The 12556-nt window shown below is 66.3% G+C and carries 10 protein-coding genes; 6 read left to right on the forward strand and 4 right to left on the reverse strand.

Going from position 1 to position 12556, the window contains the following annotated elements:
* Window positions 1-142 precede the first annotated feature (142 nt).
* Complete coding sequence (locus MA09_RS14575; protein WP_081897603.1) at window positions 143-505, forward strand: PilZ domain-containing protein; 363 nt, start codon at window positions 143-145, stop codon at window positions 503-505.
* Between the two features lie 6 nt (window positions 506-511).
* Here the strand turns inward: MA09_RS14575 and MA09_RS14580 are convergent, their stop codons facing one another.
* The 3 genes from MA09_RS14580 to MA09_RS14590 all read right to left on the reverse strand — a co-directional run bounded on the left by MA09_RS14580 (window position 512) and on the right by MA09_RS14590 (window position 4872).
* A complete protein-coding gene (locus MA09_RS14580) occupies window positions 512-1042 on the reverse strand; it encodes a gluconokinase (protein ID WP_036249680.1) in 531 nt (176 codons plus the stop codon).
* Between the two features lie 40 nt (window positions 1043-1082).
* Window positions 1083-1604 (reverse strand): DUF6624 domain-containing protein, encoded by a 522-nt coding sequence (locus MA09_RS23745; RefSeq protein ID WP_200883069.1) that lies wholly within the window; start codon window positions 1602-1604, stop codon window positions 1083-1085.
* 85 nt (window positions 1605-1689) lie between these two features.
* On the reverse strand, window positions 1690-4872 hold the full coding sequence (locus MA09_RS14590; protein ID WP_036249683.1) for an error-prone DNA polymerase: 3183 nt from the start codon (window positions 4870-4872) through the stop codon (window positions 1690-1692).
* A gap of 110 nt (window positions 4873-4982) precedes the next feature.
* Here MA09_RS14590 and MA09_RS14595 point away from each other — a divergent pair, with 110 nt between their 5' ends.
* Together MA09_RS14595 and MA09_RS14600 are read left to right on the forward strand one after the other, a co-directional pair.
* Window positions 4983-5801 (forward strand): PhzF family phenazine biosynthesis protein, encoded by an 819-nt coding sequence (locus tag MA09_RS14595; protein ID WP_051933451.1) that lies wholly within the window; start codon window positions 4983-4985, stop codon window positions 5799-5801.
* Window positions 5802-5905: 104 nt separating this feature from the next.
* Complete coding sequence (locus MA09_RS14600; protein ID WP_036249685.1) at window positions 5906-7726, forward strand: M61 family metallopeptidase; 1821 nt, start codon at window positions 5906-5908, stop codon at window positions 7724-7726.
* 70 nt (window positions 7727-7796) lie between these two features.
* Here MA09_RS14600 and clpP read toward each other — a convergent pair whose 3' ends face one another.
* The gene (gene clpP / locus MA09_RS14605) at window positions 7797-8414 is read right to left on the reverse strand and encodes an ATP-dependent Clp endopeptidase proteolytic subunit ClpP (protein ID WP_036249686.1); all 618 of its coding nucleotides are present in this window, start codon (window positions 8412-8414) and stop codon (window positions 7797-7799) included.
* Window positions 8415-8573: 159 nt separating this feature from the next.
* Between clpP and MA09_RS14610 the strand changes: the two genes are divergently transcribed.
* The 3 genes from MA09_RS14610 to MA09_RS14620 all read left to right on the forward strand — a co-directional run bounded on the left by MA09_RS14610 (window position 8574) and on the right by MA09_RS14620 (window position 12450).
* Window positions 8574-9278, forward strand: coding sequence for a sigma-70 family RNA polymerase sigma factor (locus tag MA09_RS14610; RefSeq protein WP_051933452.1), 705 nt, complete (start codon window positions 8574-8576; stop codon window positions 9276-9278).
* Between the two features lie 42 nt (window positions 9279-9320).
* A complete protein-coding gene (locus MA09_RS23750) occupies window positions 9321-9860 on the forward strand; it encodes a PH domain-containing protein (protein ID WP_051933453.1) in 540 nt (179 codons plus the stop codon).
* Window positions 9861-9999: 139 nt separating this feature from the next.
* Window positions 10000-12450: a TonB-dependent siderophore receptor gene (locus tag MA09_RS14620; RefSeq protein WP_036249688.1), complete on the forward strand. Its 2451-nt coding sequence runs from the start codon at window positions 10000-10002 to the stop codon at window positions 12448-12450.
* The last annotated feature ends 106 nt before the right edge of the window (window positions 12451-12556 follow it).

Below are 12556 nucleotides of genomic sequence, written 5' to 3' on the forward strand. Positions count from 1 at the left end.
CGCTTCTTGGGATGAGCGGCAATTATACATATACCCCCGAGAGACGCCTGTCCCGTTAGCGCAGCACGTTTGCCATTCGATGTGACAATGAGCTGGACAAAATTATTCCAATGGGAAATAATTATTACCCGTGAGAAATTAAATGGATGCTATTTACCAGTCTGCCGGCACCACAGCCAGTACGCCCCGTATCGACAGGCGAGACGCGCTTCGCAAGACATGTCGCGTGCGCGCATTCCTCGATATTGGCGGTCAACTCCAGCTTGTCGGAAAAACCTTGGATCTCAGCCACAATGGCATCTCGCTGCTGCTTCCCCAAGCCTTGCAGCAAGGCTGCGTTGGCAATCTTCGGTTTTCGATCTACGTCAACGGTAACCTGGAACTCATACGTGCCCGCGTCGAGGTGTCGAACTGCGTCTTCCTCAGTATGGACGTCCGTGTCGGATTCCGCTTTGTCGAACTTGATCCATCTTCGAAACGTACGCTGGGTGTGCTGATGCGCTGACCCGTCTTATCCTCGGCATGAGCCTGTGGGGACCGACGACAGCGCCTGCTGCACCAGGCGCGCAGGCGGCTCGCGCAGGTCGAGCGTAACGCCGCGTTCGTCCGGCTGCAGCGGTTCGAGGTCGCGCAGCTGGCTGTCGAGCAGCGACAGCGGCATGAAGTGGCTGCTTCGCGCCGCCATGCGCTGTGCGATGAGTTCACGGTCGCCGTGCAGGTGGACGAAGCGCAGGTCGCCACCGCTGCCACCCTCGCCACGCAGAACGTCGCGGTAGGCACGCTTGAGCGAGGAGCACGACAGCACGACGACCGGATGCGTTTCCCATGCCCGCTCGATTTCCGCACGCAGCGCCTGCAGCCAGCCGTGCCGGTCTTCGTCGCCCAGCGGGATTCCCGCCGACATCCTGGCCACGTTTTCCGGCGGATGGAAGCGGTCGCCCTCGATGAAGGGAACGCCCAGCGCCTGGGCCAGCCGTGCGCCGATTTCGCTCTTGCCGCAGGCGCATACTCCCATGACTACCCATGCTGTCCGTGCATTCATATGATTCTCCTCCCTCGTTCATTGTGGCACGGGGCCGGTGTCATGGCCTGTCCGCGGTCGCAGCCTGGGGTATGGCGACTGTCCGCTTCGGATGCGAAGCGTCATGTAGTGCCGTGTACGGGCTGGCGCAAGCTTCCTTGAACAGCTTGGCGTACTCGGCAAGCGGCGGCAGGCCGAGCGCGCGGCGGCGCTCGTCGACGCCGGCGATATCCTCGACCTCGAAAGGCTGCCACTCGGTCCGGCTGACGCAGCTGCCCTGCCGGTCCGCATGCTGGGCGATCAGCCAGGCGGCGTTGGCCCCGTCCTGGCCGACCATCGCGATCGTTGGCCAGCCGAACTGTGCCACGATCTGCTTCAGGCGCGCCTGGTTGGCGCCGTCGACGGCGGCCCAGCGGCTGAAATCGCCCTTGTTCGCAAGATGGCGGACTTCCTGGTCGCTGGCTGCCATCTTCACTAGTTCTTCGCGCAATGCGGCATGCGTCGGGTCGGCGGCGCAGGCGCCAGCAGAACCTGCGTAGAAGACGGCGGTCATAAGAAGCTGTCCCAGGTGTGCGCGCTTCATGCGGTCTCCGAAGTCGATGGATCGGCTCGAGCTTACCGAAAACAGGGCCGGCAACAAGGCGCGCATTTTCACGTCTTGGGCAGGCTCAGCAGAAATCCCGGCTCGGCGCCCGCAGCTTCCCCAGCAGGTGCGACATGTCCACCAGCCGCTTGGCCACCAGGTGCCGCACCTCCCCCTGCTTCTGCCAGACGCCGTACACGCCCAGCAGCGGCGCGTGCAGCACCTCGCGCCGCTGCTGCTCCACCAGCGTGGGCCAGACGATCACGTTGATGTTCCCGGTCTCGTCTTCCAGCGTCATGAACAGCACGCCCTTGGCCGTCCCGGGACGCTGGCGCACCGTCACCAGGCCGCAGGCGCGCGCCAGCTGGCCGTCGGCGTAGTCGGCGAGAAGGGAGGCCGGCATGAAGCGCTTGGCCAGCAAGGCTTCGCGCAGCAGCGCCAGCGGATGGCGGCCCAGGGTGAGGCCCTGGGCACGGTAGTCGCCCACGATCTCGTCGGCCTCGGACGGCGCCGCCAGCTGCGGCAGTTCCTCAACCGGCGTGGTCGGGCGCAGCAGGTCGCGGTCGGGCACCGCCCCCACCGCCTGCCACAGCGCCTCGCGCCGGTGCCCGGCCAGTGACTGCAGCGCATTGGCGCCGGCCAGCACCTGCAAATCTCCCCGGTCGAGCTGGGCGCGGCGCGCCAGGTCGGCCACGCTCTCGAAGGGACGCACCGCGCGCGCCATCTCGATGCGCAGGGCCACTTCCTGCTTCAGTCCGCGCTGCAGCGACAGTCCGAGGCGTACCGCCGGCTGGCGCGAGCGGTCCGTGGGATGGAATTCTTCCAGGGTCGAATCCCAGCCGCTGATGGTGACGTCCGCGGGCCGCACCTCGATGCCGTGGCGGCGCGCATCCTGCACCAGCTGCGACGGGCTGTAGAAACCCATCGGCTGGCTGTTGAGCAGCGCGCAGAGAAACGCCGCCGGCTCGTGGCACTTGAGCCAGGAGCTGGCATAGGCCAGCAGCGCGAAGCTGGCCGCGTGCGACTCGGGGAAGCCGTATTCGCCGAAGCCCTGAATCTGGCTGAAGATCGCCTCGGCGAATTCCAGCGTATAACCGCGCTCCAGCATGCCGCGCACGATACGGTCGTAGTATTTTTCGAGCCCGCCCTTGCGCTTCCAGGCCGCCATCGCGCGCCGCAGCTGGTCGGCCTCGCCCGGCGTGAAGCCGGCGCCGAGGATTGCCACCTGCATCACCTGCTCCTGGAAGATCGGCACGCCCAGCGTGCGTTCCAGCGCCACCTTCATTTCCGGGCTCGGATAGTGCACCGGCTCGAGTTTCTGTCTCCGCCGCAGGTAGGGATGGACCATGCCGCCCTGGATCGGGCCGGGACGCACCACGGCCACCTCGATGACCAGGTCGTAGAAGCGGCGCGGGCGCATGCGCGGCAGCATGCTCATCTGCGCGCGTGACTCGATCTGGAACACGCCCACGGTGTCGGCCGCGCAGATCATGTCGTAGGTCGCCTTGTCGTCGGGCGGGATGTCCTGCATCTCGAACAGGTTGCCGTAGCGCTGGCCCACGAGTTCGAGGCCGCGGCGCATCATCGACAGCATGCCCAGGGCCAGCACGTCGACCTTCATCAGACCGAGTTCTTCCAGGTCGTTCTTGTCCCACTGGATGACGCTGCGGTCCGCCATGGTGGCGTTCTCGATCGGGACCAGGCGCGACAGCTTGCCGCGCGCGATGACGAAGCCGCCCGGATGCTGCGACAGGTGGCGCGGGAAGTTCAGCAGCTTGTCGGCCAGGGTGGCCCATTGCTGCGCCAGGCGCGATTCCGGATCCAGCCCGGCCTCGGCCAGGCGCCCGAGCAAATCGGCGCGGCTGTCGAACCAGTGATGGGTCTTGGCCACCTTCTCGACGATGGCCAGGTCGATGCCGAGCGCACGCCCGCTGTCGCGCAATGCGCTCTTGGGGCGGTAGCTGATCACCACCGCCGCCAGCGCCGCCCGCTCGCGCCCGTATTTTTGATAGATGTACTGGATGACTTCCTCGCGGCGCTGGTGCTCGAAGTCGACGTCGATGTCGGGCGGCTCGTTGCGCTCCTTCGAGATGAAGCGCTCGAACAGCAGGCTGGCGCGCGCCGGATCGACCTCGGTGATGCCGAGGCAGTAGCACACCGCGGAATTGGCGGCCGAGCCGCGGCCCTGGCACAGGATGTGTTGCGAGCGCGCGAAGCGCACGATGTCGTAGACAGTGAGGAAGTAGTGCTCGTACTGCATGTCGGCGATCAGCCCCAGCTCGTGCTCGATCTGGGCCTGCACCTTGGCCGGGATGCCGTCGCGGAAGCGCCGGTGCGCGCCGATATAGGTTTCCTGGCGCAGGAAGCTGCTGGCGTCGTGGCCGGGCGGGACCACTTCGTCCGGGTATTCGTAGCGCAGTTCGTCGAGCGAGAAGGTGCACAGGCGCGCGATGCGCACCGTCTCGGCCAGGGCCTCGCGCCCGTAGATATTGGCGAGGCGCAGGCGCGAGCGCAGGTGCTGCTCGGCGTTCTGGGCCAGACCGTAGCCGCACTCGGCCACCGGCTTTTTCAGGCGCGTGGCGGTGAGCATGTCCTGCAGCGGCTTACGCGAACGCACGTGCATCACCACGTGGCCGAGCGCCGTGATCGGCAGGCCATGCTGCCAGCCCACCTCTTCCACCGTTTCGCGGTGCGGTTCGTCGAAGGCGCGGTGCAGCAGGACCAGGCCGAGCCAGGCGCGCCCCGGAAAGGTGTTCGCCATCCAGGCGGCTTGAGCGTGCAGGCGGTCGACGTCGAGTGCCTCGTGCGAAGGATAGTGCGGCAGCAGGATCGCCAGGCAATCGGGCATGTGCTTCAGGTGCGCGTAGGCCGGCGCGGGCCGGGCCAGGTCGTCCGGCGTCAGGAAGTACGTGCCCTTCTCGCTACGGGTGCGCCCCAGGGTGATCAGCTCCGACAGGTTGCCGTAGCCGTTGCGGTTCTTGGCCAGCAGCACCAGCGACAGCGCCGGGCTGCCGTCCGCGTTCTTCAGGTGGAAGTGGGCGCCGATCACCAGGTGCAGGCCGGCCTTCCTGGCCTCGGCATGGGCGCGCACCACGCCGGCCAGCGAGCATTCGTCCGTCAGCGCCAGTGCGAAATAATCGAGCTGGACCGCGCGCGCCACCAGTTCCTCCGCATGCGAGGCTCCTTCGAGGAAGGAGAAGTTCGACAGGCAGAACAGCTCCGCATACGGAGGCAAAACCTGTGGTGGCGTGGAGAGCGGATCGGTCATCGGCAAAGGGCGAACAAGAGCGGTTTGAAAGCGTTACAATGCTAGTCAAACCAGCAATACTGTATAAAAACACAGTATAACCGAGACGATCCGCTCGACAAGGAATTCCCATGCAGATTCGTGCCCTGAAGTGCTTTGGCGAACACGCCGGCGGCGGCAACCCGGCCCTCGTCATCGAAGGCGACCATTCGAACGAAGAGGCACGCCGCGCCCTGGCGCAAGCGCGCAACACTACCTGCGTCTTCCTCGATGGCGAGGTGGTCGATTTCTACTACCCGCACATGCGCAGCCCGCTGTGCCTGCACGCCACGCTGGCCGCGGCGCACGTGCTGTTTGCGCGCCATCCCGATGCCGCACTCCTTTCGGTGACGACGGCGATGCGCGGCCAGCGGCTGGAGCTGCTGCATGGCGATGGCGCCTTCTATATTCGGCTGCAAGCGCAGGAGGTGGAGCAGCCGGTGCTGGCGCCCGGCCTGCTGGAGGAGCTGCTCGCGGCGCCCGGCTTCACGCCCGCATCACCGCCTCGCGTGGCATCGGTCGGCAGTCCGAAGCTGCTGGTCGAGGTGCCCGGTCCAGCGACGCTGCATGGCCTGCGCCCGGACCTGGCAGCCATCACCGCGTGGGGCAAGGACGCCGGCATCAACGGCATCTATGCGTGGAGCCGCCTGCAGGACGGCCGCAACGGTGACTACTATGAGGGCCGCAACTTCAACCACCTCGACCCGGCGCTGGAGGACAGCGCCACCGGCGTCGCGGCGGGCGCCCTCACCGCGCTGCTCGGGCACGGTATCGAGCTGCTGCAAGGACGGGCCACCGGCCAGTCCTGCCTGATCCGGACGCGGGTGGAAAATGGTGCGATCCTGGTCGGGGGCCGCGCCGAACCGGCAGCCGTGGTGACCAGTTTTTCCGGCGCTGCGCCAAGGTCATAGGACCTGTACGTACAGGCATCCGCCACTGTCCGTCCGGCGCAAGCTAGGATACACTTCCGCGGATACCCACTAGAGCTCAAGCAGAGCCAAACCACACCGCGGACATGAAACCTACCTTCCTTGCCTACGCCCTTCCCGTGATCCTGCTCGGCGCCAGTGCCACCGCACGCGCCGATGTGGATTACCAGCTGCGCATTACCGATGCGGCACAGCACCTGGCCGAAGTGCGCGCCACCTTCCCGGCCGTAACAGGCACCACGCTCGACGTGCAGATGCCGAACTGGCGTACCGGCCGCTACAACATGCTCAACCTCGCCAACGGCGTGCGCCTGTTCAAGGCCTTCGACGCCAAGGGCCAGCCGCTGGCGGTCGCCAAGACCGACAAGGGCACCTGGCAGGTCCGTACCAAGCCGGGCGACGCGGTGACGGTGCAGTACGAGCTGTACGCCAACCTGCTGGGCGAGCGCACCCGCCACATCGACGACACCCACGCCTACCTGGATGCCAGCGGCGTGTTCGTCTACGCCGCGCCCTTCCGCAAGGAACCGGTGAAAGTGAAACTCGACGTTCCGCAGGGCTGGAAGTCGCGCTCGGGCATGGACTCGGGCGCTTGCTCCCACTGCTTCGTCGCACCGGACTACGACGTGCTGATCGACGCGCCGATCGAAACCGGCATCCACGAGTTCTACACCGACAAGGTCGATGGCCGCACCATCGAACTGGCGATCTGGGGCCGCGGCAACCACGACGGCAAGCAGATGATGACGGACCTGAAGAAGATCGTCGCCGAGACTGCGAAGATGTACGGCAACAAGTATCCGTTCCAGCGCTACCTGTTCATCGTCCACGCCACCGACGGCGCCAGCGGCGCCACCGAGCATGCCAACTCGACCGTCATCCAGAAGCCGCGCTGGACCTTCGCGCCGCGCAAGCCCTACCTGGACTTCCTGCGCGTCGCCGCGCACGAGTTCTATCACACCTGGAACGTCAAGGCCTACCGCCCGAAGGAGATGGTCCCCTATGACTACCAGAACGAGAACTACAACCGCCTGCTGTGGGTCGCCGAAGGCCACACCTCCTACTACGACGAGCTGATCGTCCTGCGCGCCGGGCTGCAGAAGCGCGACGAGTTCCTGGAAGGCTACGCCAAGCTGATCGACGACTACCTGCACCAGCCGGGCCGCTTCCAGCAAAGCGCGGCCGACGCCAGCTTCGACGAGTGGATCGCCGTCGGCGGCGAGCGCGCGCGCAACGCCTCGGTCAACATCTACTCCAAGGGCCAGGTGCTGGCGCTGATGATGGACATCGAGCTGCGCCGCCAGACCGGCGGCAAGCGCGGTCTCGAGGACATGCACCGCATCCTGTTCGAGAAGCACTCGACCGCCCAGGGCGGCTACGACGTGCCCGCCGTGCTGGCGGCGCTGCGTAGCGTCAGCGGGCAGGACTGGAGCGGCTGGTGGGCCCAGTACGTGGACGGCACCGCCGAGATCCCCTTCGACACCCTGCTGGCCCAGGTCGGCCTGCAGAAGATCGCCGACGTGCCGAAGGACCAGGAACAGAAGACCGAATGGTGGGCCGGCTGGACCCTGCGCGAAGGCAGCGACCCGGCCGTGGTCACCGTCGTCGAGCGCGACAGCCCGGCATGGAAGGCCGGCGTGGTCTCGGGCGATACGCTGGTGGCCGTGAACGGCCTGCGCGTCTCCAGCAAGGACATCGGCGACAAGATGTCGCTCGCCAAGACCGGGCCGTTCAAGGTGCACCTGTTCCGCCGCGACGAGCTGGTGGAAAAGCAGCTCACGCCGCTGCAGCAGCCGAAAGGCAAGGCCAAGCTGAAGGCCCTGGACAATGCCAGCGCCGCGCAGAAGGCGATGAACGCATCCTGGCTCGGCGTGGCATGGCCAAAGGAAGAAGCAAAGCAGCCCTGATCCGTACCTGGACGGCGCGATTGCGTCGATGAAAACCGCGGCCCCGGTCAAGACCGGCGCCGCGGTTTTTTCATGGTCGTTCTTCGCGAAACGCCAGCACCCTGTCGATCAGGCCGTACTCCGCCGCCTGCGCGGCCGACATGAAGTTGTCGCGGTCCGAATCCCTCTCGATCCTCTCAAGGGGCTGCCCGGTGCGCTCGGCCAGCAGGCTGTTGAGGCGGTGGCGCTGGTACAGGATCTCGCGCGCCTGGATCTCGATGTCGGCCGCCACGCCCTGCGAGCCGCCGTGCGGCTGGTGGATCATGATGCGGGCATTCGGCAGCGCGTAGCGCTTGCCGGGCGCGCCCGCGGCCAGCAGGAAGGAACCCATGCTGGCGGCGAAGCCCGTGCACAGCGTCGACACGTCGGGCTTGATGAATTGCATCGTGTCGTAGACGGCCATGCCGGCATATACCGAGCCGCCCGGCGAATTGATGTAGAGCGCGATGTCCTTGTCCGGGTTGTCCGATTCCAGGAACAGCAACTGGGCCACCAGCAGGTTGGCCGAGTGTTCGGTGACCTCGCCGACCAGGAAGATCACGCGTTCCTTCAGCAGGCGCGAGTAGATGTCGAAGGCGCGCTCGCCGCGCCCGGTCTGTTCGATGACGGTGGGCACCAGGCCGAGTGCCATTGGAGATTGCAAGCGCATGTTCGTCCTTTCGCGGTAGAGTGGTACTGGTAAATTGGTACTACGCGCATGACGCCTGCCGCCGGACACGTGTGACAGCCTGAAGAAAATACCGCAGGCCTGTCACATTCGGGATCCGCCGAGCGTCAAATGGACATTCCACCGCTACAGGAGACTGCGATGCCATGCACTACCGATCCGGACGGTGCCACCTTCGAACGGCTGCGCCCGCGCCTGACCGCCATCAGCCGCCGCATCGTCGGCAGCGAGGCCGAAGCCGAGGACATCGTGCAGGACTGCTTCCTGAAATGGCATGGCCTCGAGCGGGAGGCGCCGGCGACGCCGGCGGCCTGGTTGACCACCGTCGTGCAGCACCAGTCGATCGACCGCCTGCGCAAGCGTGCCCGCGACGAGGCGGCGGCACAGGTTGCGGCGGAACTGCTGCCCGAGGCACTGCCCGCCCAGCCCGAGGATGGCCTGCTGCGGCATGCGGAACTTGGCGAAGCGCTCGCCCGCCTGCTGGCGCGCCTGTCGCCCTCCGAGCGCCTGGCCCTGGTCCTGCACGAAGTGTTCGAATGCAGCCATGCCGCCATCGCAGCCACTCTCGGCACCAGGGCGGTAAACGCACGCCAGCACCTGGCGCGCGCGCGCCGCCGGCTGCGCGAGATCGAAGCGGAGGACCAGGGCAACGGCGCACCGCAGGAAAAGCTGTGCCGCGAGCTGGTGCGCCGCTTCCAGGCCGCGATCAATGGCATGGACGTGCCGGCGGTAGTGACGCTGCTGGCCGACGAACAGCCGGTATCCGTGCATGAAGCGCCACGGCTGCGCATCCGCGGGCGCGCATGCGCCAACGATGCGTCCTACGAGTTTGTCCTGGCCGCCTGAGCGGGCGGGTACACTGGAGGGCCAACTATTCCTTCCAGTGCCATGGTCTCCGACAACGCCCCGGTTCACACCACGGTTCGTGCCGAATTCAACCCCCTGATCAAACCTTTCCTGGTGCTGAAGATCGGTGTGGTGATGATCGCTACCATCGTCGGCATCCCACTGGCGATCGTCTGGTTCCTGGGTGTCGGCCAGTGGTGGGCCCGGCATTATTTCGAGCGCCTCGAATGCCAGCTGGGCGAACGCAGCCTGCGTTACCGCAAGGGCATCCTGGTCACCACCGAAAAGACCATCCCCCTTGAGAACATCCAGGACGTGACCTTCATCGAAGGCCCGATCCTGCGGCGCTTCAACCTGAGCACCCTGAAATTCGAAACCGCGGGCCACAGCGCGGGCCAGGCATCCGACATGCAGCTGACCGGCATCATCGATGCCCAGGCATTCCGGGCCGAGATCATGCGGGCGCGCGACGCCCTGCGCCATGCGCCACGGAGCGCCGAGAACGACGCCCACCTGGCCGTGCTGCGCTCGATCGAAGCGAAGCTGGACGACATCGCCGGGCTGCTGCGCGCCAGGCAGTAGGGGGGCCGACAGGCAGGCGGCATCCGCTGAGTCGCCGCATGCATGTAGGTTATATGTTTACAACGTTGCGTTAATGATACAGCGCCTTGGTGCTCTTCAGCGGGATTGTTTAGTATTCAATTTTCCCTCGGAGTAACCAGTGCTCACACTCAAACGCCTCCCCCAGTCGGTTCTGCTCGCCCTGTACGGCGGCGCCGCATTCGCCACCCTGATCCCAAGCGCCTTCGCCCAGAGCACTGCGCAAGAGCCATCCACTGCCCCCGTCGCCGCCGGCACTCCGGCCGCGTCCGCAGCGGGCCAGGGCCAGAATGGCGGCATGCAGAGCGTCAGCATCGTCGGTTCGCGCCGCGTCGGCAACGTCTCCGATATCGACACCCCGGTGCCGGTGGACTTCATCCCGATGACCAAGGCGACCGAACAGGGCGGCCAGTTCGACCTGGCACAGGTCCTGAACAACGTCTCGCCCTCGTTCAACTCGACCCGCCAGACCGGTGCCGACGGCGCCGACCTGGTCGACTCCGCCGCCCTGCGCGGCCTGGGTTCGGACCAGACCCTGGTGCTGGTCAACGGCAAGCGCCGCCACACCACCGCGCTGGTGAACCTGTTCGGCGCGCGCAACCGCGGCAACACGGGCACCGACATGAACGCGATCCCCTTGATGGCCATCCGTAACGTGCAGGTGCTGCGCGACGGCGCCGCCGCCCAGTACGGCTCGGACGCGATCGCCGGCGTGCTCAACATCGAACTGAAGAAGAACCTCGGCTGCGAGATGGTGGCGGGCTTCGGCCAGTACACCGAGGGCGACGGCGACAACTACCTGGCCTCGGCCTACTGCGGCGTAGCCGTGGGCGGCGGCGTGCTGGGCATCACCGGCGAATACTACGACCGCGGCCGCTCCAACCGCGCCGAGGAAGGCAACCCGCGCATCATCGGCGACACCAAGTCGCAGAACAGCACCGTCTACCTGAACGGCGAATTCCCGGCGGGCGACGGCAAGCTCTACGTCACCGCCGGCGCCCAGAACCGCGACGCCTCCTCGGCCGCCTGGGCGCGCGAAGGCCTGGGCTCCGAGGACATCCCCTCGCGCAACTCGGCCGCGATGTACCCGAACGGTTTCGTCCCCTTCATCAACGGCGACATCAACGACCACTACGGCACCCTCGGCTACCGCTTCCGCCTGGGTGAGTGGAACACCGACCTGTCGCAGACCTTCGGCCAGAACCGCATGCGCTACACCATCGCGAACACGCTCAACGCGTCGATCGCGAACCTCGACCTGCAGCGCGGCGGGCCGGGCAGGAGTGCCAGCATGTTCGACGCCGGCGGCTTCTCGTTCCGCCAGGCCACCACCAACCTGGACTTCTCGCGCTTTTTCGAGGGCATCGGCAATGGCATGAACGTGGCCTTCGGCTTCGAGCACCGCCGTGAGAACTACAAGATCAACGCGGGCGAGCCGGGTTCCTACATCGACGCCGACGGCGTGGGCGTAGGCGGCAATGCCGGCAGCCAGGGCTTCCCGGGCTTCCAGCCGATTGATGTGACCGACAGCGACCGCCACTCGAACGCGGCCTACCTCGACCTCGAGACCGACCTCGCCGAGGGCTTCAAGCTGCAGGCCGCGCTGCGCCACGAGCGCTATTCCGACTTCGGCGCCACCACCACCGGCAAGCTGGCCGCCGCATATCGGATCAACCCGGCGGTGCTGCTGCGCGGTTCGGCGAGCACCGGCTTCCGTGCGCCGTCGCTGCAGCAGGTTTACTTCTCGTCGACCTTCACCGACTTCGTCAGCGGCCAGCCGCTCGACGTGGTGCTGGCGCCGAACGGCGGCCGCGTGGCCAATGCCGCCGGCATCCCGCAGCTCAAGGAAGAGGAATCGAAGAGCTACACGCTGGGCCTGACCTGGTCCCCGAGCCAGGCCACCTCGCTGACGGCCGACCTGTACCGCATCGGCATCGACGACCGCATCGTGCTGTCGGGCCGCTTCGATGCCGACAACTACCCTGCCCTGGGCGCCACCCTGCAGGGGCTGGGCGTGGGCCAGGCCCAGTTCTTCGTCAACTCGGTGGACACCAGGACCCAGGGCCTGGACGTGACGCTGTCGCACCGCTTCGATGATGTGGCTGGCGGCAAGCTGAACACCTTCCTGGCGCTGAACTTCAGCAAGACCGAAGTGACGGGCGTGCATGCGCCGAGCGCGCTGCGCGGCTTCGAGGACGTGCTGCTGTCCGAGCGCGAGCGCCTGTTCATCGAGGAAGGCGCACCGCGCCGCAAGGCCACGCTGGGCTTCGACCATACCCGCGGCAAGCTGGAAACCGCGCTGCGCATCGTGCACTTCGGCCCGCAGACCCTGGGCACCTTCTCGGGTCCGCCGGTGCCGAACCAGTACTACAAGCCGAAGACGTCGGCCGACCTGTCCTTCACCTGGTCGTTCACCGACAAGACCAAGTTTACCGTCGGCGGCACCAATATCTTCGACGTCAAGCCGAGCGAGCAGGATCCGAACGAGACCGACAACGGCTTCAAGTACGAGAGCGTGCAGTTCGGCCTGAACGGGGCGGCCTGGTTCGCGCGCCTGTCCCACCGGTTCTGAACCAGCTCAGCCCCTCCAGCAAAGGGTTCCCGCTTGGGAACCCTTTTTTTACGCATCCTGATTGTCCCCGGGCATACGCAATTGTTATAAATGGACCGAGCTTGCG

Source organism: Massilia sp. BSC265 (genome assembly GCF_000740675.1).
In the GTDB taxonomy this organism is placed as follows: Bacteria; Pseudomonadota; Gammaproteobacteria; order Burkholderiales; family Burkholderiaceae_D; genus Telluria.

Excerpts from the sequence above, each read along its gene's own strand:
- clpP (WP_036249686.1), bottom strand. The coding sequence starts at position 8,414 with ATGCGCTTGCAATCTCCAATGGCACTCGGCCTGGTGCCCACCGTCATC.
- MA09_RS14600 (WP_036249685.1), top strand. The coding sequence starts at position 5,906 with ATGAAACCTACCTTCCTTGCCTACGCCCTTCCCGTGATCCTGCTCGGC.
- MA09_RS23745 (WP_200883069.1), bottom strand. The coding sequence starts at position 1,604 with ATGAAGCGCGCACACCTGGGACAGCTTCTTATGACCGCCGTCTTCTAC.
- MA09_RS14580 (WP_036249680.1), bottom strand. The coding sequence starts at position 1,042 with ATGAATGCACGGACAGCATGGGTAGTCATGGGAGTATGCGCCTGCGGC.
- MA09_RS23750 (WP_051933453.1), top strand. The coding sequence starts at position 9,321 with ATGGTCTCCGACAACGCCCCGGTTCACACCACGGTTCGTGCCGAATTC.
- MA09_RS14610 (WP_051933452.1), top strand. The coding sequence starts at position 8,574 with ATGCCATGCACTACCGATCCGGACGGTGCCACCTTCGAACGGCTGCGC.
- MA09_RS14595 (WP_051933451.1), top strand. The coding sequence starts at position 4,983 with ATGCAGATTCGTGCCCTGAAGTGCTTTGGCGAACACGCCGGCGGCGGC.
- MA09_RS14575 (WP_081897603.1), top strand. The coding sequence starts at position 143 with ATGGATGCTATTTACCAGTCTGCCGGCACCACAGCCAGTACGCCCCGT.
- MA09_RS14590 (WP_036249683.1), bottom strand. The coding sequence starts at position 4,872 with ATGACCGATCCGCTCTCCACGCCACCACAGGTTTTGCCTCCGTATGCG.